The sequence below is a fragment of the Methylotuvimicrobium buryatense 5G genome (genome assembly GCF_000341735.1).
GTDB lineage: Bacteria > Pseudomonadota > Gammaproteobacteria > Methylococcales > Methylomonadaceae > Methylotuvimicrobium > Methylotuvimicrobium buryatense.
Window position 1 is genome coordinate 2160058 of sequence record NZ_KB455575.1, and the last position, 23054, is coordinate 2183111.

Consider the following 23054-nt stretch of genomic DNA (forward strand, 5'->3'; position numbering starts at 1 on the left):
GAGCAGTTTCGCCGATTTTAGGTGTGGGGTATGCCTGTCGAGGAACGCCGTAAACCCATCCATGGGGGCTTGGCGGCAGCTCGAACGCCAAGGATGGCGTGAATGCAGATTTTGCAGGAGCAAAAATCTGCCCTGCTGCCGACATCCTCGCCAAGCATACCCCACACCCTTTTTGATCTCCAAATTGGGAATTGCTGCTTATAAACCTAGAAAAGCATTTCGCTATAAAAATCATGTAAGCGTTCTCGTTCCCACCGCTCCAGCGTGGTAATAACTGTCATTAAGTTAAGGGAAACCGTCATTCCGCCATGGAATGGCGGAATCCAGCGCCATGAATGGCAGGCTTTTGATGCACGTTCGAGCCTGAAGCCAGCATTACTTATTCTGTAACGGCTTAATGTAATGGCAATGTGCGAGGGAATACATACCGATCTTGCCTCAGCCGAGGTATGGCTTCCAAGGAGGAGCACAAGAACCGGAAAATCCTTACTCATAAATAATGCCAACCCAGCAAACACGTCCGAATATAATCCGGCGCCAGGCGCTCTTGTTCCAGCCGCGTTTTTTCGTAATACCGACTTTGCAAACGTTCGAACAATTGCCGCTCTGCTTCGGTCAGATATTCCGGCAGCTTGCCTTGAGGGCATTCTTCTTCGACCATGCGCTTTCGATGCTCGAGCAGAGTATCCTCATCCATCATCAGCGCCTGCAAATGCGGTTGACGCCGGCGCGCGTCGCTCAAAATCGTCAAGCCCCAGCTATCGATATCGCCCCAGTAAGCGATACTTTTCTGCTTGAGCCACTCGGCATCCATCCAGGCGGTATTTCTGCCGCCGCCGAATACCGCGATGGTGTCGTCCAGTTTTGGCAAAGCATAACCGCTTTGCTTATTTTCGACGACCAGAATGCGGCCGGCAGGCAAAACATGGTTTTGCAGCGTCCGCGTATCCATTTGCATGATCGGCAAACCCGCCAGTCGTTCGCGGCTTTGCCGGCACAGCGGACGCACCAGGAGCCAACCGCTCGGATTGGCGATACAAGCCAACCAATTCGACAAGCCGCCTTGTTCAGTCACCTCGCCCTCATGAAGCCGATCCGCCAAGGCTTCGATCAGTCCTTGATAATTCTCGACGAACTTGGTATCGACGCCCTTCAGCGGCAAAGCGCGCAAATAGGCGCCCTGCCCCATGCCCCGACGTAACTGCGGCAACAATTGCGCCAATAGCGCGCTATCATCCGGCGCCATGCTTTCCAGAACGGACAATTGCCTGATCAAAACGGAAGACAGACGGGCATCCAGATTCAACAGCGGTCTCATCAACTGCTCCCATCGCTGTTTTCTGACTTCGGCTTTCGAACCCAAAACGGCTATCAACGCCGACATCGACTCGATTTGCACCGCAACGGGCAGCGTTTGCTCGCCCAGTTGCTGGAATTTTTTAATTTGCCAGTCCACTTGACTCTGATTCGGCCAGCGCTTCCAGCTTTCGATAAAGCGCAGGAAATGCTCCAGATCGGCCAAGGCCTGAGCGCCGGTTGGCGCTTTGAGCGCTATACGGATAGGAAAAGGACGGTCGCCGCTCAATCGACCGCGAAGGTTCTCAGTATTCAGCCATTCCCGAGTTCGCAACTGCTCCAGCACATTATCCGGCAACAACCCCCACCGATTCATTACTTACGCTTTTGCTGATTGACTTGCCGATAAATTTCATTGAGCCTGGGCGTCTCCAATCCGGCTCCCCCGGCATACTGCAGAGCGCGCTCCAAGCGAAATCGAGCGCTACGGCCGAGGCAATTTCTGTCGGGACAATCCTCGATGCCTTCGATCATGCCGGCAATCAGCTTTTCTGCAGACAACGCTCGACCGCTCAGCCATTCCAGAATAGCGACTGCTTCCAGAGCAACTTCCCGGACGAGTTCGCGATGCCACATCCACAAATCTCCGACCGTACCGCCGCACGACAAACCGCAGATATTGACGGTCATGATATAAAGCGATTTACGCAGAAGTTGATATAACAATTGATCTTCATCTTTCAGCAAGCGCGTGGGAATATCGATTGCTTCCAATGCCTGCATCAAGACATCGGCACGAGGGCCATACACCGGCGTATAGAGAATATTGGTCAACGCCATCCCCGGTTTCTTTTCAAACCAGACTACCGCAACGGTCGGATTATCGATGCCGTGCCGTTGCCAATGACGAGGCAACAATTCGTTTTGCACGAATCCGACTCTATCTCGCCAGGACTCGGGAAGATCCTTCAATATCCCGTCCAGCTCGCTTTCTTGCACCGTAATCAAAACGAGGCACGGTGTCGGTATATGATCAGCCGCGTCAGAGATTGCCGTTTGCCGGGTAATCGGATAAACCGGATGTCCGCAGCGTAAAAAACCGCGAGCGAATTCGCCGCCTAACTCTCCGATACCGATTAATACAATAGGTGCTTTCATAGTCATAACGAAATTGCCGGACAAATGGGCGATGTTAAACAATCAGCCTTAGCAACTCAATCATCTCGCCTATGCTTCGGGTGTCAATACCACGTCGAATGCTTCGGCCTGTTGCCGCAAACGCTCGTCGATCTCTTGCCAAGTGACTTCGCACAAACTACTCTCATGCGCCGCGCCGTCGCGTTCGGCAATCAACAAAGAACGAGCCGACTCGCGCGCCAAATTTAGGTTCTTGTAAGGCGTGATCAAATTGACATGAATATGGAGTTCCTTGAAGATACGCAGCACCCGGCGGCTAACCGCTTCAGCCGTATTCGAAAAGGCTTCGTCGAGAAATACGGTGCTGTAAACCGGCCTATCGCTGCCGTCCGGCGTCAATACATAGGCCAAACTCGCCGCGACGATGGTGCCCGCGAACGATTCTTTTTCCCCGCCGGATTTCCCGCTGGACGACATCAACACATCGCGAATCTTGCCGTCTTCCGCGCCGATTTCCTCGGCATAAAACGACAACTGATGACGCGGGTCGAGCAAACGCAGACTTTCCTGCGTATTGGCCGTAGCCGGATTACTGGCCTTGTCCAGAATGGCGATGACCTGCTGCAAGCCGGCGAAACGCGCTTCGTGATCGTCGCTGGTCAATTGCTCCATGACCTTGCTCAACAGACGATTGAAATGCTGCACATGCTCGTATTGCTCGTTTTTCATGCCCAATTGCAAATAACTTCCGGCCCGGAATTCGGTCCGCTCCAGCACCCGATTGATCGTTTGGATGCGCTCGTCGATGTCTTCCCGCTCCGATTCGATTCGTGTGCGTATCCCCGCTAGCGATTGCGTCGCGTGTCGGTTCAGCCGTTCGCGAAACTTTTCCACGAGAGCCGGCAAGCCTTCTTGCTCCAGTTGCGCTAAATGCGCCAGATAATCCTGCAGACTCGCCAGATCCCCGCCCCAATCCGCGGCGACGATTTCCCATTTCGCGCGAAAACCGGTCATGATGCCGACCGCCGATCGGCTGGCCCGGTCTTTGCGGGCGCGAACGACTCCGCGTTGCTGTTCCATATCGCGACGATAACGTTCCTCGATTTTCGCGGCTTCCTCCAGTTGCGCGTCCTTGAGCACGCCTATTTTTTTCAGCAATGCCGCGCGCAAATCGTCGGCAACGCCGGTTTCGGCGAGCTTCAAGGCTTGTTGTCTGTTTTTTTCGGCGTTTTCATGGTCCTTACCGATCGCGCTCACGCGTCCGATTTGACCATCCTTTTGCTTTTGCAAATCATGCAATGCCGTTTTCGACGCTTCCCAGCGCGCCTTCGCGGCGGCTAAGTCACCGCCGGCCCGTTCCAATTGTTCGATATCGTGTTTATGCTCCACGATGCGGTTTTGCCAATACGGCACATCGATATCGGCCCAACGAAATTGGCTTAGTTCTTCCCATTGCCGGTCGCGCCGGTCGACCGAATCCATGGCTTCGCGCGCCTTGCCGACCGCCTTACCCAACTCGATGATTGCTTGTTTCAAGCGCTCGACATCCTGACGCAACAGATCCAAGCGGCTTTTGTTGGAAAATCCCAATTGCCAGGCGCGGCGGTCGTCGATGCGCTGCTGATCTTTTTTCTCGAAGCGGCCGCGATCCATATGCATCAAACCCTGCCGCGTCATTGAAAAAGGCGTCCGGTCGAGCCGTTCGGTACTTTCGACGCAGTGCAGATCGAAACGCGCCAGGTGCCGTTTCAACCAGTCTCGGTACGGATGATCGCGCCAGACCAGTTTGCGCAAATAACCGTCGGCTTTGAATTCCGGCGCCTGGTCGAGCTCTCGAACGACTTGCACGCGCACATGCAAGCCGGTGTGACGTTGATTCAACCAGCGCGTGACCAATGAAAAATCGCTTTCCGGCACCGCCAGCGTCGTACGCAGCCCGCCCAACGCGCGTTCTATCGCACCCTGCCAAGCGCGCTCGTCTTCGCGCACGTCCAGCAATTCGCCGATGAACATCAGCTTGCCGCGATCCAAGCCGAGTGCTTCGGCCATTTCATCGCGCAGGATTTGAAACTTGGCGTCGATATTGGAATCGGGGCGTGCCTCGATTTCGCCGATTTCGTCCTGCAAGTGCCGTTGTTGTTCCTGAGCATTACTCAGTTTGGCGGCCTCCGCGGCGAAATCATTCTGGACTTGCGTTTTTTCGTTGGCGATGGATTCTCGGGCCTGTTGCGCCTGACGCTGGTTGCCTTGAAAAACCGTTTCTTCGAGACTGCCCTCCAATTGCAAAGTACCGGCGACTTGCTGATAGCGCGAGGCCTTGAGATTGACCTCGGCCAGTTTAGCTTCCGCGGCCTGTAAGTCTTTCTTGATGAATTCGATACGCTCGCCGCCGGCTTGCAGATAATCGGCATGGCATTGCTCGGAGCGCTCCGCGGCTTCGTTCACTTGAATTTCCAGCCGTTCGAGATGATCCTTGGCCTGCTGCAGCGCCGAAGCGATGGTCTCGATACGCAACCGCCATAGCCCGGCGCATTGTTCGCCGAACCAAGCCGACAGGCCGTCCAATTCGGCATCCAGCTTTTGCAAATCCTGTTCGGCGCGCTGCAAGTCTTCGGTCACGCCGGGCAAATCCGCCAAGGCATCGCGCTGCTGACGGGCGTCGAGCAACTGCTTGTGAATGCCGACCAGATCGGCGAATTCGTCGACCGCTTTACGCGCATCGTCGCGCACATTGCTGGGTTCGAGCACCAGATCGCGGATCAATGAAGTCAGATCGTCGATTTTCTTCAGGCCCAAAGCCCTCGCCAATAACGCCGGCGCATTCGGGTTATCCATGTGCAACAAGCGCCGGTAGCGTTCCTGATATTCGGAAAAACGGTCGTCGCAAGCGGTAATCATAGGATCTTGGCGTAAGAACTGTTTCAACGCGCGCGGATCGCCGTCACCGAAGGCGTCGAGCAATTCTTTCAGGGTCACATTACGGCGTGCGACTAGATAAACCCGCTTTAGATCGCCTAGGGCATTACCGGCATGCGACATCCAAAACAAGGCCGCGAGCGTTATTTGCGAACCGTCGTCGGCCTGATAAAAGGCGCGAAGTCCGGTGACGACCGCACCTTCGCGCTTGCTCAATATCCGAGTTCGGCCGCCGTCGTGAGCGCTGCCGAAACTGCCGCGAATATAGCTCATCAAACTTCGGTCGCTCCGGTCGCCCTGAGCCGCCGCGACATTAAACGTCGCCTTACCGGCCGGCAGCAACAAGGCCATCAAACCGTCCACCAGAGTCGATTTTCCGGCGCCGTTGTCGCCGGTGATCAAGGTACCACCGGGATCGATACGGGCCGTATGCAAACCGTGAAACGAGCCCCAGTTATAGACCGACAATTCTCGCAGCCGGATCGCACCGCAAGCGAACAAATCGCGAACTTGCGCGCTAGGCACATCAGCCATCGGAAGCCTCCTGTTCTTCGCTCAGGCTGGCGCCGGTCGCCAGCTTCAGATATTCTTCGAGCATTTGCTCGAGAAAGGCAGCATTGACGACATAACGAATCACCGGCGTGATTTCAAAACGCTCTTCATCGCCGCGCACCGCCGCCAAAATTTTCCGGTCTTTCATGATTTTCAACGCCCCGCTCAACTGCCGCCGGTCGCTGCGACTGCTGTTAGTCAACGGCAGAAACGGCCGCAACGCGACATCGACGCGGTCGATATCGATAATGACGCGCTGCTCGCCGGCGTTTTGCCGTTCTTGATAATGCTTGCGCAACACCAGTAGCAATAAGGTATCGTACAGAGTTAAGGTTCGCCTGACGATCAGACTACTGATTTCATCGTCCTCGTCGAGTTCTTCCACTTCTTGTTGAAGTAAAATAGCCAGTCCCGCTTGCTCATCCAGCAACAGGCGCAGATACATATCGGCCAGATGGGCTTCGATTGGCGCGCGGTAGCGGCACAAGGCCTCGAATTGCAGGCGTTTATTGTCGGCCATGATCACGCCGTGGCGCAGCAACCCGACTAAAGCACGGCGCGCTTCGGACGGCAATCGGCCGGAATCGGCTTCCGTCTCGCCGCCGGCTTCGGACTGCTCTTCGAGCGCGAGGGATTCATCTGTCTGCTGCGCGTTTGAAACCTCGGACGGCTCGATTCGGCCGCGAAGCAAATCGAACAGATCGGGCTGTTCGGCAGAATTTCCGGCCAGCGGTTTATCGAAAAAACTCACAAAATCAACTCCTCAAGTTGTTCGGGAAATTGCTCGGCACTGAGCAAATAATGCGGAATTTCCGCTTTGAGACGCTGCCCGTTTCTATCTTTGATTTCCACTGTCTCCCTGCCCTGCAATTCGGTCGCGCCGACAGCGCGCGCAACCCTGAGAAATGCGATCAATTCTTCCAGGCCGGCCTGAATCGGCTGACGCGCAACCAGGCCCGCGATACTGAGCGGAATTCGGCTGGCCCGTAATGTTTTGCGCAATTTTTCCGCGACAGCCAGCACCTGCACCGCATGCAATTGACGCAACATCGTCTCGCTGGGCGTGGCGTTATTGATGTGTTCTTGGACATCGCGCGTGTCGAGCTGTTCCTCGGGCATTTTCAGACACCAAGCGTCCGGCGATTGTATTTTGACATGGCCGCTGTCGAGTCTCAGACTCGTTTCGTGACGCATCGAAATATCGGCTTCCTTGAAACCGACCGCCAAGCGCTCCAACTTGCCGAGCAATCGGTCCACGGCGCGCATTTCACCGGCCGCTCCGCTTTCGACGAACTGCCGCAGATTTTCCTCGGTACGGCGCCGCACTTGGAATACCCGTCCGCTTTCGCGGCTCAATTCGCGCATCAGTTTGCCGAGAAAACGGGCCTGTTGCTCGCTGAGATTGTTCGCGGCCGGACGGCTTAAAATCGCTTTCAATTGTTCGCGCAATTCGGTACTGCGATTTTGATCGCACAATAATTGAAAGAAACCGTCGAAAGCCCGGCCTGCATCGCTTGCAGCCAGCAGTTGCTCCTGTTCTAACAGATTCAGAATCACGTCGCCTCGGCTGCCGCCGGATTCGATCATTTGCACGCGCAGGGTCTGGTCGATTTGCCGTATTTCGTCTTCGACACGGCGAAAATCGCCGGTCAACACCGCCGCCAATTGATAAATTTCGATAATCCGCTCGCGCTGTTCGGTATCCGATAATTCATGAACGATACCGGCCTCCAATTCGTCGAGTTCCCGCTGAATTTCGGCCTTGCGCGATTCCAGCAATTGAATGCGTTCGGCCGGGTCGGGACTGATCGCGACCGATAGATCCCGTACCGCATCTTGCACGATACGCAAATGCGACGCGGTGGCGTTGGTCTCACGCTGATCCAATTGCCGGCAGAAACGCAACGCCACCTCGCAAGCGTCGGTTTTGCTCAATTGATCGTCCAACTCGCGCAGCCAACCGGCTTGAATCCATTGCCGCAAATAGGTTGCGGCATTGACCTCGACTTCAATAATACCCTGTTCGCGCCAATGCTCCAGTTCGGTATCGAGCGCCATCTTGGCGCGGCCGAATGCGATTTCGTCGGCTTCTTCGAACAAATCGGCGACGAAGGCGAGTATCAACGGCGCATTGTCCGAACGCAACAAACGCCAAGCGGCATGCTCTTTGTGCAATCGGCGAAATCGGGCGTTTAGTTCGTGGAAACTCATGAATCAGTTTTAAGGCGCGGAATAAATTTTAACTGGGGATTATATCGTGTATCGACGTAATAAATCGCCTTGATAATGACAATCTATTATCCATTGCATTAAAACGGCGTTACACTGTCAATGAGCCGAGAAGGAAGATAGTATCGTGAGATTCCCTACCTAATCGACATTCATTTATTCAGTAGACGAGGCTCCAAAATGGCAAACGAAGGTTATCACGAAGCAATAGAAGAACTCTCCGATGCAACGCGCGATATGCATCGGGCGATTACCTCTTTAATGGAGGAACTGGAAGCGGTCGATTGGTATAACCAACGCGTCGATGTGTGCAAAGATAAAGACCTCAAAGCGATACTCGCTCATAACCGCGATGAGGAGAAGGAACACGCGGCGATGCTGTTGGAATGGATACGCCGACAAGACCCGAAATTCGACAACGAATTGCGCGATTATTTATTTACCGATAAACCGATCGCTCATTGATCAACCCAGCGGAGAATCAAAATGACTTCAAACGTTCCCAATGTAGTTTTCAAAACCCGCGTACGAGACGAAAGCATCGGCGGCGATAATCCTTTCCGATGGCAAGATGTGAGTAGCGACGACATTTTCAAAGGCAAAAAAATCGTGCTGTTCTCCCTACCGGGCTCATTTACGCCGACATGTTCGAGCACACACTTACCCGGTTACGAAGCAAAATACCAAGACATCATCGATCAAGGCGTCGATGATGTCTATTGCTTAAGTGTCAACGATGCCTTTACGATGTTTCAGTGGGGCAAGCATCTGGGCATCGAGCATGTCAAAATGCTGCCCGACGGCAATGGCGACTTTACCCGTCTGATGGGGATGTTGGTCAAAAAGGAAAATCTCGGCTTCGGCTATCGCTCTTGGCGTTATTCGATGCTGGTCGAGGACGGTAAGATCGTCAAACTGTTCAGCGAACCCGGCTTTTCCGACAATTGCCCGGACGACCCGTTCACGGTTAGCGACGCGGACACGATGCTCGATTACTTAAAATCATAATTTAACTATTCGCTCCCTTATCCATCTATCCAAGAAAATGCAAATGACTGATTACGATTTCGAGCTTTTTGTCATCGGCGCGGGTTCGGGAGGCGTTCGAGCTGCACGAACGGCCGCCAACCTCGGCATTCGCGTCGCCATCGCCGAAGACCGCCATCTGGGCGGTACCTGCGTCAATGTCGGTTGCGTGCCTAAGAAATTGTTCGTCTATGCCTCGCATTTTCGCGAGGATTTTGAAGCGGCTAAAGGTTTCGGTTGGTCGATGACAAAACCGGACTTCGATTGGCAACGCTTGTTGTCGCAAAAAGATCGCGAATTGGAACGGCTGCAAGGCATATACGGCAGTTTGCTCGACAAGTCAGGCGTAACGCTGATCGAAGGCCGAGCGACATTGCTTGACGCTCATACCGCACAAGTCGGCGAAACTCGATACCGCAGCGAACGCATTCTAATCGCGACCGGCGGCAAGCCATTTATTCCCGATTTTCCGGGCAACGAACATGTCGTCAATTCCGATGACATGTTTGCCTTGGATAATCTCCCGAAACGGCTATTAATCGTCGGCGGCGGCTATATTGCCGTCGAATTCGCCGGCATCATGCACGGCTTGGGCGTTAACACGACATTATGTTATCGAGGAGAGCAAATTCTGCGGGGATTCGATCACGATATTAGAGCATTCGCCGATCAGGAAATGCGAAAAAAAGGCATCGACATTTTGCTCAACACCAACATTAAATCGGTCACCCGGACCGAAAACGGCTGTGAAGCCCATACCGACCGGAACCAAATCATTGAAGCCGATCTGATTTTATATGCGACCGGGCGAAAACCGAATACTGCGGGATTAGGACTGTCCGAACTCGGCGTTGCGCTGACAGAGAACGGGGAAATCGTCGTCGACGACCGATATCAAAGCAATATTCCGTCGATATACGCGCTGGGCGATGTCACCGGCGGACTTAACCTGACACCGGTCGCAACCGCCGAAGCAATGGCTCTGGTCAACACTCTCTATACCGATAAACCCACTTCGGTCGATTACGACTATATCCCAACGGCGGTATTCAGCCAGCCGAATATCGGCACTGTGGGGTTGACCGAATCCGAAGCCAAGGAGCGATATTCCGATATCGAGATCTATAAATCGGTTTTTACGCCGATGAAACACACGCTGTCCGGTTTCGATGAAAAAACGATGATGAAAATGATCGTCAGAAAAAGCACCGATCGGGTCCTAGGCATCCACATGGTCGGGCCGGAAGCCGGAGAAATCATACAAGGCATGGCAGTCGCAATTCGGGCCGGCGCGACCAAGGCCGTCTTCGACTCGACGATCGGTATTCATCCGACTGCAGCCGAAGAACTTGTCACGATGCGCAAATCTGTAGGCTGAAACGTGAATTTAAGAACGGATGAATAACTTCTTTGTAAGTCTTTGGCAACAAGCGGGCCTGCAGACACTGTTGAGTCGAGCCGTTTTCAAAAAACGTTCAGGGGACCCTAAAAGGGTTCTAAAAGGGGTCAGGTTACTTTTTGATTAATAGTAATCGCTAATTAAAGCCCCCTCCTTTTCTATGTAAGCTCTTGCTAACCGGTTTCGAGAGGCTAGAGCTTCTCGTTCCGCATTCCCAAGCAAAGAGCTTGGGAACGAGCGGAAATAAGGAAGTTATTTACGACCATATCCATAGTACATCCAGCCCGATTCCGATAAGATAGCGCCCACCGAAGTCACTCGTCCCTCACCGATAGCTCTGCAACCTCCAGCAGTGCTTTGATATTTATTTTTAGCTATACCTTTCGTACTTCAAATTTCGGCAGGGCAGTGCCTGAGGAGGCGTGCGGCAAAGGCTTTGCCAGCATGGAACTGGCATAGAGCCTACAGGGGTGTATTCACGGCGTCCTTTGACGCCCCATAAGCGCCAACTTAAGAATCTAAGTATTTGATTAAGCAAGACTAACGCCACCTCCCCGACCTTCAATAATGAGTTCCAAAACACGATCCGGCAAACCCTGAAGCTTTCTCTTGCGCGGACGTTCACAAAGGCTTTTTACGTGGTCATCAATAAAGCGCTTATTTTTTGGAAAANAAGCCGTAAGTCCTGCCTTGATCTCATTGGCGATCGTGCGCCATAAACGCCAATGGGTAATCGAACGATCACCGTCCATTGTGGTGGCCGCCCGGCCGAATCGGCGCTGCGCTATTTTTTGAGTCACTGCAGCAAACAGTAACTTGCCGTGCAAATATAAATCCGCCAGCTTGCTGTCTTTTCGGGCGCGTAGCCGGTCGATATCGAGCAAGCTCTTTAGCCGCTTTATGACCAGCTCCACTTGCCAGCGAACCCGGTAGAGCTCAGCGATTGATTTCGTGTCGAGCAGCGCTTCGGGGAGCGAAGTAAAAATCAACACCCAGCCGCTCAGCATCAAGGTCTTTTGGCTCGCCGTGCGACCTTTATCACGCGCGCGTTGTTTCGCTTTGCGGCGTGCTTGCGCCGCCTGTTCCGGCGGTAACGGCATCGCATGCACCACGCCTTCAATACGTTTGTCTTGATGGCACAGATAAACGGGTATCGCACCCGGCTGACCATTCAAATCGCGTATGCGCTGTTCCCAATCGATTTTAACACCTTTCGGTTCGTTGCACCGTTCGTAAAGGGTCATGCTGTGTGGATTGTAGCGCAGTACGACGTGGCCGCCGCGATCAATGAGCGGGACTAAAGACTTCGGTTGGTTGTAGCCTCGATCAACCAACGCGACATCACCTGCAGTCAACTGATAGTGATCCAAGCTCTCGCCGACTTTATCGGTCGTGACGTTGACCTCGCGAAGTGTCAAGCTCATCAAGTCGATCGCCACATGCAAGCGATACGTTGTTTCTTTCGCGCCGGGTTCTTGCACGGTCGAACCGTCAATCACAATGAAATTCAAGGAGCCATTGTTGATCTGTTTATCCAATCCGAACACACGCTTCAGTAACGACTTGATCCACACCACGCAGGCCGCCAGTCGCTTGGTCACCGCCGTGTCGCTCAAATAGCCTTGAAGCTTGGCAACTTCGCCGGCACAGCTGCGCAACGACAAGTCCTGTCCGCAATACAACAGGACTAACTGCAATAATTGCAACGGTGATCGGATTTTCCGTGCCCGTGCAAACGCCTGTAATTCATAGGCCTGCTCCTGGAAATCTGCCGGGAGCTCTTGCAAAAATTCATCAAAAGGCGTATCTGTTAGCTGTGGCTGCTTCATAGGGATTTTCACTTTCGTCGGTAAAAATACTCTATGTTGTGGCCACACTTTTATTTTTCAACTACAAATCAACGTTTTATGCCTTAAGTTGGCGTCTATGCTTTGACGCCCCCCCCCCGATGCCGAATTTTGATCTACGATGAGTATTATTTTATAACCGAAGAATGTTAAAGCCAGGTTTACAGACCCAAAGGCCTAGACTGAAATGAAAAAGGTTTTTCATGCCCGGATTTTTTTCTAAACAACGTATAACCGCCTCTCCCGACTACAACCGCTGGCTGGTACCGCCCGCCGCTTTGTCGGTGCACTTGTGCATCGGCCAAGCTTATGCATTCAGCGTATTTAACGAACCTTTGACTCGGGTGATCGGCGGTTCGGCTTCCGCGCCGGACGACTGGAAATTAACCGAGCTGGGCTGGATTTTCAGTCTGGCCATCGTGTTTCTGGGAATATCGGCCGCATTCGGCGGTAAGTGGCTCGAAAAAGTCGGGCCGCGCTTGACGATGTTCGTGGCCGCATGCTGTTTCGGCGGCGGTTTTTTGATTTCGGCATTAGGCGTTTTTCTACATCAAATCTGGCTACTTTATTTAGGCTATGGCGTCATCGGAGGCATCGGCCTCGGTTTAGGCTATGTCTCGCCGGTTTCGACCTTGATCAAATGGTTTCCCGACCGGCGCGGCATGGCAACCGGCATGGCGATCATGGGTTTCGGCGGCGGCGCGATGATCGGCGCGCCGCTTTCAGTGTTACTGATGGATCATTTCCAATCGACCGTATCGGTCGGCGTGATCGAAACATTCTTGACGATGGGCGGTTTATATTTCATATCGATGACGATCGGCGCATTGACGATTCGCACGCCGCCGGAAGATTGGCGACCCGAAGGCTGGAAACCGCCAGTACTGCGTAACAAGATGATCACGCATCGCCATGTCCATATCGATCAGGCCTTGAAAACGCCGCAATTCTATTTGCTGTGGCTGGTTTTGTGTTTGAATGTGACGGCAGGTATCGGCGTTTTGGGGCAGGCTTCGGTGATGATTCAGGAAATATTCAAGGGACTCGTCACGCCGGCGGCCGCGGCCGGTTTCGTCGGTTTGTTAAGTCTATTCAACATGGGCGGACGTTTTTTCTGGTCCACCGTGTCCGACTATATCGGGCGCAAGAGCACTTATTTTGTATTTTTTGCCGTCGGCGCAGGGCTTTATGCGGCTGTTCCTTCGGTCGGCATGACCGGAAACATTGCCTTGTTCATTCTACTTTACGCGGTTATTTTGAGCATGTACGGCGGTGGTTTTTCATCGATTCCCGCTTATTTGGCCGATATTTTCGGTACGCGTTATGTCGGCGGCATTCACGGCCGACTTCTAACCGCATGGTCGACGGCCGGCGTGTTGGGCCCGGTTTTGGTCAACTATATCCGAGAATTTCAGATCGCCCAGGGCATCGCAAAAACCGATGCCTATAACGTCACGATGTATATCATGGCGGGCATCTTACTCTTGGGCTTTTTCTGTAATTTATTGATCAAGCCGGTACATGAAAAGCATTATATGCAACACGATGAATTCGACGAACTGGACGGCGCTTATCCGCTCGATGAATATCGGAACACGAACCCTTCAACATTAACGAAAACCGCTTCGTGAGCCGCCGATGAAAAACAGCAAACCTTTTAAACCCGGCCAATGGGTTCTGTTGCTAGTATACTGGCTTTATGTCGCCATTCCTTTAGCTTGGGGTATTTGGTCGACTTTGCGTAAAGCGATGGTTTTGTTTAATTAACCTGAGTTCGGGTTAAGAAACCGAGCATTTGATAAACCCACGGATCACCAGGAAACCCGACATGAAAAAACATTTATTTAAATCCACCCTGCTAATTATACTTTTGAGTGCAGCAACCCTAGTACCGGCTACGACTTATGCGCAAAAACCGGATTGGCAGGATTCCGGCAAACCTCAGAAATCTAAAGACAATTTCAAGAAGGGCGATAAACGTCAACACGATCAGCCGCGCGGCGGTGGCGATAAGCGCCAATCCGGAACTGAACGCCATAGCGCCGGCTCGTCCCGTCAAGACAGAGGAGCCGACATCAGACAGGGTGATTATTTCGGCGACCGGCAGCGCATTATAATCCGCGATTATTACTCCGAACAATTCCGTAGAGGTCACTGTCCTCCAGGGCTCGCAAAGAAAAACAACGGTTGCCTGCCGCCGGGTCAAGCCAAAAAATGGCAAGTCGGCCGGCCACTGCCACGAAATGTCGTTTTCCATGATCTACCGCCGGCTGTCGCTTTGGAGCTCGGCCCTCCTCCCACCGGTCACCGGTTTGTCCGTGTGGCATCGGACATTTTAATGGTTACAACCGGCACGGGCATGGTAATCGATGCGATTCAAGATTTGGGCGGATTTTAAAAAGCTAATCGAATGAAAAGAATTTGCGTCTACTGCGGGTCAAGATCCGGAAAACGACCCGAATATACTCTTGCCGCACATCTTCTCGCGAAGGAACTTGCGCTCCGTAGCATCGGTTTGGTTTACGGCGGCGCCCATATCGGGGTCATGGGACAACTTGCCGATGCCGTATTGGCGCAAAACGGAGAAGTCATCGGCGTGATTCCTCAAAACTTAGTGGATAAGGAAGTCGCTCACTACGGACTAACCGATTTGAAAATTGTCGGATCAATGCATGAACGAAAGGCATTGATGGCCGACCTTGCCGACGGCTTTATCGCTTTGCCTGGCGGACTAGGTACACTGGAGGAATTATTTGAGATACTGACTTGGGCGCAACTGGGCTTGCATCGAAAACCCTGCGGCCTGCTCAATATCGACGGCTACTACGACGGCTTGGTTTCATTTTTGGATCATGCCGTTGACGAACAATTCGTCAAACCGGTCGACCGGTCGATGCTGTTGATTGAAAAGCATCCAAAACAATTATTGGATGCCTTTTCAACCTATCGAGCGCCGTCGGTCGAGCAATGGCTTGGCCGGGAGGCCACGTAAAGATTGCATCCCTTTTGATTGAAAAACCGTCTAAGAATAAAAAGCAACGGTTCCAGTTAAGTTATTTTTTGCATATTCCTAAGCAAACTGAAACGGCTTTCTTGCTCTCAGATTAGTAAGAAAAACTATTTGAAGTAATCCCAAGGATACTCGGGTTTCAAAATTGGACGAAAACCGGCCGGCAATGGAAACGGAGCGGAAAGAAACTCATAAACGCCCACCAAGGTACGCGTAACCGTCATGCCCAAGCCGATAGCCAATCCCATCGGTATTCCGATTGCAGGACCCTGAGCCTGGCTCTCCTTGACCATGTTCCCCGGAATCTCGAGCACTCCGGTCGTCATCCCGGCTAATCCACGCAACGATTTGTCGGCTGCGGAATAAGCATTCGCGTATTGCGCAGAAAACATCATAAAAACTGTGAAAAAAACGATGACATATTGCCTTGGAATTTTCATATCCCCTCCTTATACAACATTTAAATTAAATAAATCCTATTGAATAACAGCATTGTTAATTCAGCCTTAACAGGCCAATACTGCAGCGAGAAATCAACATTATTGTTGCGATTGCAAATAGTTTTGCAATCCGATTCTATCGATTAACCCCAATTGCTGTTCCAGCCAATGCGTATGATCGTCCTCTGTGTCCTTTAGCATGCCTTCCAAAATTTCTCGGGTCTGATAATCTTGCGCCGATTCGCAAAAGGCGATGACCGACCGCAATGAGGTAATGACCTTTAATTCCAATTCAAGATCGTTTTTCAGCATATCCGAGACATTCGCACCTACCTTTAGAGGCTCGCGCTTCGATAAATCCGGCGTGCCTTCCAAAAATAAAATGCGCTTGATTAATGCGTCGGCATGGGCAGTCTCATCTTGCACTTCATGAGCAATGCGTTCGTAGAGTTTACCGAACCCCCAATTTTCATACATACGAGAATGAATAAAATATTGATCGATTGCCGTCAATTCGCCGGCCAATAATTCGTTCAAGCGCTCGATAACTTGACTATTACCTTTCATCTGTAGCTCCTTAATTCGTAACACATTGAACCGATGCAACAACTTAAACGGTTATGATAATGTCACAGGATAATACACTTACCGAAATAGTGTACACATAAATTAAAGCCGATCGTTTTAGATCTGCTTCGTGAACATTACGGTTAGATGATTTATTTAAGGTAGAAAACAATAGACAATAAAAAAGGCCTACGACCAAAGATCGTAAGCCTTTAATAAGTGGCGTCCCCAGGGGGGTTCGAACCCCCGTTACCGCCGTGAAAGGGCGGTGTCCTAGGCCACTAGACGATGGGGACTAAAACGGATCGGTATTTTATCAGAACCGATATCTGAACTTTTTTGTGCGAAATGGCGTCCCCAGGGGGGTTCGAACCCCCGTTACCGCCGTGAAAGGGCGGTGTCCTAGGCCACTAGACGATGGGGACTTAAGACGCTAATTCAATTGGTGGAGCCAAGCGGGATCGAACCGCTGACCTCAACACTGCCAGTGTTGCGCTCTCCCAGCTGAGCTATGGCCCCTCACTTGAGTCCGCATATTCTACAGGAATTTAAATTCTTGTCCAGCTTTAATTTAAAGACTTAATAAAATCCACGGCACGAACTAATCGCGCCAGTGTTTTTTCGCGCCCCAACAACGCCAATGTCATATCGATCGGGGGCGACACCGAAGTCCCGCAAACCGCTACTCGCAGGGGCTGCGCGACTTTTCCCAAATTCAGCCCCAAGGTCTCGGCTAAATTGACGACAATTTGATGCAAAACCTCTCCCTGCCAATTATCCAGTCCGCTAAATTGATCATGCAACTGCTGCAAAACATCAGCACTCTCCGATTTGAAATTCTTTTTTGCAGCCTTTTCGTCGTATTCATCGAAGTCCTTGTAGAAATAGCGACTGATCGTCGCCATTTCGACCAGGGTTTTACAACGCTCTTTCTGAACTTTGACTAACTCAACCAAATCCGGTCCGTCGGTAGGGTCGATACCCTGCTCGCCCATGTGCCAACTCAAATGCCGTGCGACATGAGCCGGATCAGAGTTCATGATGTATTGATGATTGAGCCACAATAACTTTTCCGGATTGAATGACGATGCCGACACATTGACGTCTTTTAGTTCGAAATACTCGATCATTTCGTCCAGGCTAAAAATTTCCTGATCGCCATGCGACCAACCCAACCGAACCAGATAGTTCAATAGCGCTTCGGGTAAATAACCTTCATCCCTGTACTGCATCACGCTGACCGCGCCATGGCGTTTGGACAGTCTCGCGCCATCCGCGCCCAATATCATCGGCAGATGTGCATATTCCGGAATCGGGGCACCCAACGCCTTCAATATATTCATCTGTCTCGGCGTATTGTTTATGTGGTCGTCACCGCGAATCACATGCGTCACTCCCATATCCATATCATCGACGACGACACTGAGATTGTATGTCGGCGATCCGTCGGAGCGTGCGATGATCAAATCGTCTAATTCTTTGTTCGAAACGACAATATCGCCTTTCACCAAATCCCTGATAACCACCTCGCCATCACTCGGATTCCTAAATCGAACCACCGGCATGACGCCTTCAGACACGCCCGGAGTTTCCCGGCATTTGCCGTTATAACGAGGCTTTTCCTTATTCGCCATCTGCTCATTACGCAGCTGTTCCAGCTCTTCTTTACTGCAATAGCAATAGTAGGCATCACCCTGGTCGAGCAGTTGCTGTATGACGGCTTTGTAACGTTCGAACCGGTGCGTCTGATAGAAAGGTCCTTCGTCGTACTCCAAGCCTAACCAAGTCATTCCTTCCAAAATCGCATTAACCGATTCTTGCGTCGAACGCTCCAGATCGGTATCTTCGATCCTCAAAATAAAACGGCCCCCGTGCTTACGGGAATACAACCAAGAAAAAAGCGCGGTCCGCGCGCCGCCGATATGAAGATAACCCGTTGGACTCGGGGCAAATCGTGTTTTTGTCGTCATTTGTTACTTATTCGTTTTCAATAAAATCTTTTTTGCATATTCATTTGGAATTTGCTTGGAAGCTCGCAGGCGTATTGCCTGGTAGTTAAAACCCACACTACCCTTCGGCGCCTCATTTTTACCCAGAATAGCCAACGAAGCGCCATGGCCTTTTGCCGCTGCTTTTTCATACCATTGCGTGGCTTTTTTGACATCTTGTGGCATGCCTAAACCTCTATCGTACATTGCAGCAACTACGACTTCTGCTTCGAGCAGACCTTGCTCAGCCGCCTTAAGCATCCACCCGGCGGCTTGTTGCTCATCGACTTCAAAACCATCCCGACCCAATAAATATAAAGCGCCCATTTTAGCTTGCGCAAGCGCATCGCCCTGTTCAGCCGAAGCCTGAACAGATGATTTAGCACCGACCTCTTCAGCATGAACCATTCCTATCTCGGCTAAAGCCAACAGACAAGCTATCGTTGTTATTTTAATCATTCCTCTAACCTCATGCATCGATTAACGACTGAGTTGCTGACAAAGTGCTTCCGGCAACAAATGTTTTACTTTTCGACACGCCGAAACCAAACAACTCTAAGAATAAGTATTATTTCACGACATAGCCCTGAGAGGAATTAATCATTCAGTAAATTCAAAATTCTGCACTCTTCTTGGAAAGAATTTACAATTCTTATACCATTGAGCGAGCCTTATCTCACGACTCACAATTGACCATTATTAGCTATTTGTCTTGAATAGCTATTTATTCGAGAATACACTTTGAGAAGCAATCTGCGTAACTTAAATGATCGACCTTTACCGACTAAACGATATTCGTTTCCTTTACGTTGACAAGGTAGCTCTCACACTGCCTTCGCTTAGTGTCAAAACCGGTAAAATCACTGCATTGATCGGCCCTAACGGTTGCGGGAAAAGCACCTTACTGAATATATTGGCTTTTTTAGATTCGCCACAGCAAGGCAGCATCGCCTTTAAGGGAAAAACCGTTCGTTCAAAGAAACAACTGCAAGCATTAAGAAAGCGTGTTGGGCTACTAACCCAAAAACCATATATGCTTCGAGGTACGGTAGCTGATAATCTAAAACTTGCGCTAAAATTACACGGCGTACCGAAACCGCTTTGGCAAAACAAAATTAACGAGACTCTCAATCGTCTCGATGCCATTCATTTACTCAACCAGCAAGCCAATGCGCTGTCGGGTGGAGAACTGCAAAAAGCGGCTCTTGCACGCGCACTGATTAACGATCCCGAGGTTTTGTTATTAGATGAACCTTTCAGTTATTTAGATGAAGCCGCGAATGTCATGCTTGAGAAATTCATCCAAGATTACAGCACCCCCACTCGTAACTTGATTTTTAGCACCCATAACCGACTGCAAGGCTTAGCGCTGGCCGACGAAGTCATAACGCTCATTAACGGCAGCCAGGTTCAAACGCCGTTACTGAATTTGTTTCATGGTCATCTGGACAATCATATTTTTAATACGGGTAAACTGAGTGTCGTTTTAACCGGGGACATCGAAGGATGTCGGCACATTTCGATCGATCCGCATGAAATTGTCTTGTCCAAAGAACCTTTTTGTTCCAGTATTCGCAACCAATATCCGGGACGTGTCACATCGATTGCGGAGGAAATGGGCAAGGTGAGAGTCAATGTTTCAGCCGGCGAAATTTTTCAAGCTCTAATTACCTTCGAAGCGTTACATGATTTAAAGTTGCAATTGGGAGATGAAGTTTGGGTTAATTTTAAGTCGAATTCGATCGTAACATTCTGAGGTAAATATGCTTTTACATTTCTTATCTCATAAGCGAGTTGCCGAATTCTCAAAAAAGCTCATAGCTCCAGGATGTTATTTGCCACGAAATCCTTAACCATAAATACCTCCTAATTAAACGACGGCTATAGCAAAGCATAAACGCCATAGCCCGCTCACTAACCGGATGCCAAATAAAATGCGTCCTTATTGACTCTTTACATTTTTTATTTTTCATCAGCAGCAGTGACGACAACAGATTTGACGAAACACCTATCCCGCCGGCACTTCATTCGATGCCTTACCGCACTGAGCCTATCACCCTGGCTTCCCGGCTGTGAATCATTGTTTGCTCGACGAATTGCGATTGCCGCTCATGCTTGGCCCGGTTATGAATTCCTGTTTCTAGCCCAGCGCGAAAAATGGTTGGATAGCTCCTTAGTCGATTTGATGGAAACAACCTCTGCAACCGAATCATTAAGCGCACTGATCGAAGGCAAGATTGACGGTGCAGCATTGACACTGGACGAAGTTTTAACGACACGCGCATCCGGCTTGCCGCTTACCGTGGTTTTGGTATTTAACATTTCAGCTGGTGCGGATATGCTGCTAGCTAGACCATACATAGTAAAATCAGCCGATCTCAAGGGGCAGCGCATCGGCTTTGAAAAAGGCACGGTCGGCTCGCTATTGCTTCACAAAGCACTTGATGCCGCGGGCTTGTCAATGGCTGAAATCACAGCGGTTCCCTTGACAATCGACGCCCATTTTCAGGCCTGGCAACAGCAAAAAGTCGACGCCCTAGTCACATACGATCCGATTGCCAGCCGTTTGTTACGCGAAGGTGCAATCAAGCTTTTCGACAGTCGAAAAATTCCTGACACTATTTTTGATGTGTTGGCTTTTCGAACCGATCGTTTAGACTTTAGTCGATCACCAGCCATTCGCCATTTGGTCTCCGCCCATCTTAAGGCGTTTGAGCATTTGACCAAAAACCCACAAGATGCTGCATACCGAATGGCACCGCGCTTTAAATTATCGCCTGCTCAAGTGCTTGGCACATATAAGGGTTTAGTCATTCCCGATCGAAGCAACAATCGACGCTTACTGGAAGGGTCGTCTCCAATTCTGCTAGACAGCGCACGCAACCTTAGCATCTTCATGTACGAATCGGGAAAACTACCGCACGAGAACGACTTAACCGATTTGATTGACCCAAGCTACTTATGATTAAAAGCGAACTACCCGACCGTCCTCGGCCGATTGCAGCGCACCGACAATAATCCGGCAATTGGTCTTTGCGTCTTCAAGCGAGAGCGAGGGTGCCTTACCTGTCAAAACGCAATCACTGAAGTGTTCGATTTCCAAACGGAAATGATCGGCGATTGGGAGTATCTCCTCAGATTGGCGCCCCCCTTCCGTCCACCAGGAAATGATCGGAATGTCGCCCGGATTTTGCCAAACGCCATGACACTTCAAACCGCCTTTTGTGCCGACAACTTCGTACTCGCAGCGCCGCGCGCGCTCAAAACTGAAATCGAAATGCGCGTATTTGCCGTCGCCAAAATCGAGCACACCGCTACACGCGGTATCCGCGCCGCTTTCGATATATTTGGCAACGGCAGTGACCGACTCCGGCATTCCATCGAAAAACAGCCTGAGCGAATGAATCGCATAACAGCCTATATCCCACATCGCCCCGCCGCCCTGATCGATACTATCTGCGATCCGATACCTTCTGGCCGGTTTCATCATGAACGAAAAACTCGCACGCACCGTTTTAACCTCGCCGATCTCTCCGGAACGTAGAATATCCAAGGCCCGCGCATGCTGCGGATGAAAACGGTACATAAAGCCCTCCATGACCGTCACGTTATGGCGACGCGCAGCAGTTTCTATCGCTTCGATATCCGAAACTTTCAACGCCATCGGCTTTTCGCACAATACATGCTTGCCCTTCTCGATCGCGCGCAAGGCCCATTCGGCATGCTCGCGATTCGCCATCGGCAAATAAACCGCTTCGATTTCATCGTCATCGAGAATCGCTTCAGGGCTATCGTAAGCGCGAACACTTTGCTGATGCGGCGCATATTTCGCCAAGGTTTCCGCCGCGGCGCCGGGACGGCGACTGCCGATCGCGACCAATTCGGCATTGCTCGCATCGACGATCGCCGGCATCAGCCGCTCGTTGACCCGTGCCGCGCCTAAGATACCCCAACGCAATTTTTTGTGTTCGTTCATGATTCTCCTCCGTGTTTACTTATCAATTTTCAACCATTCCGCCAATGCGGTCTTGATTGTTTCGGTTCTAATTTGGTGGCGATCGCCATCAAAATGCATTTCGGCAATTTCGGCAATTGCACCACGCCGCTGCCAAGCAATGTAAACCGTGCCAACCGGTTTCACCGAAGTGCCGCCACCAGGCCCGGCAATACCGGTTACCGCAATTGCCCAATCGGCCTGACTGTGATTCAATGCGCCCCCTGTCATCTCGCTCGCAGTCTCGACGCTGACCGCGCCATGATTTTCGATCGTCTCGGCCCGGACGCCCAGCATTTGTAATTTGGCGGCATTGCTGTAAGTCACGAAGCCTCGGTCGAACCAAGCCGAACTGCCCGGTATTTCGGTAATCGCTTGCGCAATGCCGCCGCCGGTACAGGATTCGGCGGTTGCCAGCAGCCAACCGCGTTCCTTTAGGCTAAACCCTACCAAGCGAGCCAATGCGGTGATTTCGTTCTCTGTATTTAATGGGACCAATGGGGCAAGACCTAATCAATTTAAGGATATCGTGACGAATAACTTTCTGAAACCATGGCTTTGTCGCGGGTTCGGTTAGCCTGCATTAAAAAATAAGAAAGTTATACCTTTCGCACTTCAAATTTCGGCAGTGCCTAAGGAGGTGCCGGGGTGCT

General features: G+C 51.2%; 22 protein-coding genes and 3 tRNA genes. 9 read left to right on the forward strand and 16 right to left on the reverse strand.

Annotated features, from left to right (window positions below):
• Positions 1 to 206: 206 nt before the first annotated feature.
• The 6 genes from METBU_RS28050 to METBU_RS0109600 form a co-directional block, all read right to left on the reverse strand.
• Complete coding sequence (locus tag METBU_RS28050) at positions 207 to 494, reverse strand: hypothetical protein (RefSeq protein WP_175421664.1); 288 nt, start codon at positions 492 to 494, stop codon at positions 207 to 209.
• Positions 491 to 1672 (reverse strand): DUF3322 domain-containing protein, encoded by a 1182-nt coding sequence (locus METBU_RS0109580; protein WP_017840413.1) that lies wholly within the window; start codon positions 1670 to 1672, stop codon positions 491 to 493. The genes METBU_RS28050 and METBU_RS0109580 overlap by 4 nt, the downstream gene beginning before the upstream one ends.
• Positions 1672 to 2454, reverse strand: a complete 783-nt coding sequence (locus METBU_RS0109585) for a ketopantoate reductase family protein (RefSeq protein ID WP_040575595.1) — start codon at positions 2452 to 2454, stop codon at positions 1672 to 1674. The genes METBU_RS0109580 and METBU_RS0109585 overlap by 1 nt, the downstream gene beginning before the upstream one ends.
• A 69-nt stretch (positions 2455 to 2523) precedes the next feature.
• The gene (locus METBU_RS0109590) at positions 2524 to 5883 is read right to left on the reverse strand and encodes an ATP-binding protein (protein WP_017840415.1); all 3360 of its coding nucleotides are present in this window, start codon (positions 5881 to 5883) and stop codon (positions 2524 to 2526) included.
• Positions 5876 to 6652 carry a DUF4194 domain-containing protein gene (locus tag METBU_RS0109595; protein WP_017840416.1) on the reverse strand — a complete coding sequence of 259 codons (777 nt, stop codon included), beginning with the start codon at positions 6650 to 6652 and terminating at the stop codon, positions 5876 to 5878. The genes METBU_RS0109590 and METBU_RS0109595 overlap by 8 nt, the downstream gene beginning before the upstream one ends.
• Positions 6649 to 8112 carry a DUF3375 domain-containing protein gene (locus tag METBU_RS0109600; RefSeq protein WP_017840417.1) on the reverse strand — a complete coding sequence of 488 codons (1464 nt, stop codon included), beginning with the start codon at positions 8110 to 8112 and terminating at the stop codon, positions 6649 to 6651. The genes METBU_RS0109595 and METBU_RS0109600 overlap by 4 nt, the downstream gene beginning before the upstream one ends.
• Positions 8113 to 8310: 198 nt before the next feature.
• Here METBU_RS0109600 and METBU_RS0109605 point away from each other — a divergent pair, with 198 nt between their 5' ends.
• The 3 genes from METBU_RS0109605 to gor are packed head-to-tail and all read left to right on the forward strand — an operon-like array spanning position 8311 to position 10534.
• Complete coding sequence (locus tag METBU_RS0109605) at positions 8311 to 8595, forward strand: encapsulin-associated ferritin-like protein (RefSeq protein WP_017840418.1); 285 nt, start codon at positions 8311 to 8313, stop codon at positions 8593 to 8595.
• A gap of 21 nt (positions 8596 to 8616) precedes the next feature.
• A complete protein-coding gene (locus METBU_RS0109610; RefSeq protein ID WP_017840419.1) occupies positions 8617 to 9138 on the forward strand; it encodes a peroxiredoxin in 522 nt (173 codons plus the stop codon).
• A gap of 43 nt (positions 9139 to 9181) precedes the next feature.
• Positions 9182 to 10534 (forward strand): glutathione-disulfide reductase, encoded by a 1353-nt coding sequence (gene gor, locus METBU_RS0109615; RefSeq protein WP_017840420.1) that lies wholly within the window; start codon positions 9182 to 9184, stop codon positions 10532 to 10534.
• Positions 10535 to 11085: 551 nt separating this feature from the next.
• Here gor and METBU_RS23860 read toward each other — a convergent pair.
• Positions 11086 to 12384 (reverse strand): transposase, encoded by a 1299-nt coding sequence (locus METBU_RS23860; RefSeq protein ID WP_017840421.1) that lies wholly within the window; start codon positions 12382 to 12384, stop codon positions 11086 to 11088.
• 221 nt (positions 12385 to 12605) lie between these two features.
• On the opposite strand from METBU_RS23860, the gene METBU_RS0109625 reads away from it, so the two are divergent.
• From METBU_RS0109625 to METBU_RS0109640, 4 genes are all read left to right on the forward strand, one after another.
• Positions 12606 to 14033, forward strand: coding sequence for an L-lactate MFS transporter (locus METBU_RS0109625; protein ID WP_017840422.1), 1428 nt, complete (start codon positions 12606 to 12608; stop codon positions 14031 to 14033).
• A gap of 7 nt (positions 14034 to 14040) precedes the next feature.
• Positions 14041 to 14169 carry an MFS transporter small subunit gene (locus METBU_RS29005; protein WP_017840423.1) on the forward strand — a complete coding sequence of 43 codons (129 nt, stop codon included), beginning with the start codon at positions 14041 to 14043 and terminating at the stop codon, positions 14167 to 14169.
• A gap of 61 nt (positions 14170 to 14230) precedes the next feature.
• Positions 14231 to 14800 (forward strand): hypothetical protein, encoded by a 570-nt coding sequence (locus METBU_RS0109635; RefSeq protein WP_017840424.1) that lies wholly within the window; start codon positions 14231 to 14233, stop codon positions 14798 to 14800.
• A gap of 12 nt (positions 14801 to 14812) precedes the next feature.
• Positions 14813 to 15394 (forward strand): LOG family protein, encoded by a 582-nt coding sequence (locus tag METBU_RS0109640; protein WP_017840425.1) that lies wholly within the window; start codon positions 14813 to 14815, stop codon positions 15392 to 15394.
• Between the two features lie 125 nt (positions 15395 to 15519).
• On the opposite strand, the gene METBU_RS0109645 is transcribed toward METBU_RS0109640, so the two are convergent.
• The 7 genes from METBU_RS0109645 to METBU_RS0109675 form a co-directional block, all read right to left on the reverse strand.
• Positions 15520 to 15852 carry an exosortase system-associated protein, TIGR04073 family gene (locus METBU_RS0109645; RefSeq protein ID WP_014147631.1) on the reverse strand — a complete coding sequence of 111 codons (333 nt, stop codon included), beginning with the start codon at positions 15850 to 15852 and terminating at the stop codon, positions 15520 to 15522.
• 99 nt (positions 15853 to 15951) lie between these two features.
• Positions 15952 to 16419, reverse strand: coding sequence for a bacterioferritin (gene bfr, locus METBU_RS0109650; RefSeq protein WP_017840426.1), 468 nt, complete (start codon positions 16417 to 16419; stop codon positions 15952 to 15954).
• Positions 16420 to 16639: 220 nt separating this feature from the next.
• A tRNA-Glu gene (locus METBU_RS0109655) sits at positions 16640 to 16715 on the reverse strand.
• Between the two features lie 53 nt (positions 16716 to 16768).
• Positions 16769 to 16844: transfer RNA gene (locus tag METBU_RS0109660), tRNA-Glu, on the reverse strand.
• Positions 16845 to 16862: 18 nt separating this feature from the next.
• Positions 16863 to 16938 (reverse strand) — tRNA-Ala (locus METBU_RS0109665).
• 47 nt (positions 16939 to 16985) lie between these two features.
• Positions 16986 to 18389 (reverse strand): glutamate--tRNA ligase, encoded by a 1404-nt coding sequence (gltX, locus tag METBU_RS0109670; protein WP_017840427.1) that lies wholly within the window; start codon positions 18387 to 18389, stop codon positions 16986 to 16988.
• Between the two features lie 3 nt (positions 18390 to 18392).
• A complete protein-coding gene (locus tag METBU_RS0109675; RefSeq protein ID WP_138767096.1) occupies positions 18393 to 18866 on the reverse strand; it encodes a tetratricopeptide repeat protein in 474 nt (157 codons plus the stop codon).
• Between the two features lie 307 nt (positions 18867 to 19173).
• Here METBU_RS0109675 and METBU_RS0109680 point away from each other — a divergent pair, with 307 nt between their 5' ends.
• Positions 19174 to 20163, forward strand: coding sequence for an ATP-binding cassette domain-containing protein (locus tag METBU_RS0109680; RefSeq protein ID WP_017840429.1), 990 nt, complete (start codon positions 19174 to 19176; stop codon positions 20161 to 20163).
• 225 nt (positions 20164 to 20388) lie between these two features.
• The gene (locus METBU_RS0109685; RefSeq protein WP_026130124.1) at positions 20389 to 21372 is read left to right on the forward strand and encodes an ABC transporter substrate-binding protein; all 984 of its coding nucleotides are present in this window, start codon (positions 20389 to 20391) and stop codon (positions 21370 to 21372) included.
• Here the strand turns inward: METBU_RS0109685 and METBU_RS0109690 are convergent, their stop codons facing one another.
• Together METBU_RS0109690 and METBU_RS0109695 are read right to left on the reverse strand one after the other, a co-directional pair.
• The gene (locus METBU_RS0109690) at positions 21373 to 22383 is read right to left on the reverse strand and encodes a Gfo/Idh/MocA family protein (protein ID WP_017840431.1); all 1011 of its coding nucleotides are present in this window, start codon (positions 22381 to 22383) and stop codon (positions 21373 to 21375) included.
• A 15-nt stretch (positions 22384 to 22398) separates the two neighbouring features.
• On the reverse strand, positions 22399 to 22899 hold the full coding sequence (locus tag METBU_RS0109695) for a CinA family protein (protein WP_138767094.1): 501 nt from the start codon (positions 22897 to 22899) through the stop codon (positions 22399 to 22401).
• Between the last annotated feature and the right edge of the window lie 155 nt (positions 22900 to 23054).

Bases quoted from the DNA above. Each gene is read 5' to 3' on its own strand.
- METBU_RS28050 (WP_175421664.1), bottom strand. From the start codon at position 494: ATGAGTAAGGATTTTCCGGTTCTTGTGCTCCTCCTTGGAAGCCATACC.
- METBU_RS0109580 (WP_017840413.1), bottom strand. From the start codon at position 1,672: ATGAATCGGTGGGGGTTGTTGCCGGATAATGTGCTGGAGCAGTTGCGA.
- METBU_RS0109585 (WP_040575595.1), bottom strand. From the start codon at position 2,454: ATGAAAGCACCTATTGTATTAATCGGTATCGGAGAGTTAGGCGGCGAA.
- METBU_RS0109590 (WP_017840415.1), bottom strand. From the start codon at position 5,883: ATGGCTGATGTGCCTAGCGCGCAAGTTCGCGATTTGTTCGCTTGCGGT.
- METBU_RS0109600 (WP_017840417.1), bottom strand. From the start codon at position 8,112: ATGAGTTTCCACGAACTAAACGCCCGATTTCGCCGATTGCACAAAGAG.
- METBU_RS0109605 (WP_017840418.1), top strand. From the start codon at position 8,311: ATGGCAAACGAAGGTTATCACGAAGCAATAGAAGAACTCTCCGATGCA.
- METBU_RS0109610 (WP_017840419.1), top strand. From the start codon at position 8,617: ATGACTTCAAACGTTCCCAATGTAGTTTTCAAAACCCGCGTACGAGAC.
- gor (WP_017840420.1), top strand. From the start codon at position 9,182: ATGACTGATTACGATTTCGAGCTTTTTGTCATCGGCGCGGGTTCGGGA.
- METBU_RS0109625 (WP_017840422.1), top strand. From the start codon at position 12,606: ATGCCCGGATTTTTTTCTAAACAACGTATAACCGCCTCTCCCGACTAC.
- METBU_RS29005 (WP_017840423.1), top strand. From the start codon at position 14,041: ATGAAAAACAGCAAACCTTTTAAACCCGGCCAATGGGTTCTGTTGCTA.
- METBU_RS0109635 (WP_017840424.1), top strand. From the start codon at position 14,231: ATGAAAAAACATTTATTTAAATCCACCCTGCTAATTATACTTTTGAGT.
- METBU_RS0109640 (WP_017840425.1), top strand. From the start codon at position 14,813: ATGAAAAGAATTTGCGTCTACTGCGGGTCAAGATCCGGAAAACGACCC.
- METBU_RS0109645 (WP_014147631.1), bottom strand. From the start codon at position 15,852: ATGAAAATTCCAAGGCAATATGTCATCGTTTTTTTCACAGTTTTTATG.
- bfr (WP_017840426.1), bottom strand. From the start codon at position 16,419: ATGAAAGGTAATAGTCAAGTTATCGAGCGCTTGAACGAATTATTGGCC.
- gltX (WP_017840427.1), bottom strand. From the start codon at position 18,389: ATGACGACAAAAACACGATTTGCCCCGAGTCCAACGGGTTATCTTCAT.
- METBU_RS0109675 (WP_138767096.1), bottom strand. From the start codon at position 18,866: ATGATTAAAATAACAACGATAGCTTGTCTGTTGGCTTTAGCCGAGATA.
- METBU_RS0109680 (WP_017840429.1), top strand. From the start codon at position 19,174: ATGATCGACCTTTACCGACTAAACGATATTCGTTTCCTTTACGTTGAC.
- METBU_RS0109690 (WP_017840431.1), bottom strand. From the start codon at position 22,383: ATGAACGAACACAAAAAATTGCGTTGGGGTATCTTAGGCGCGGCACGG.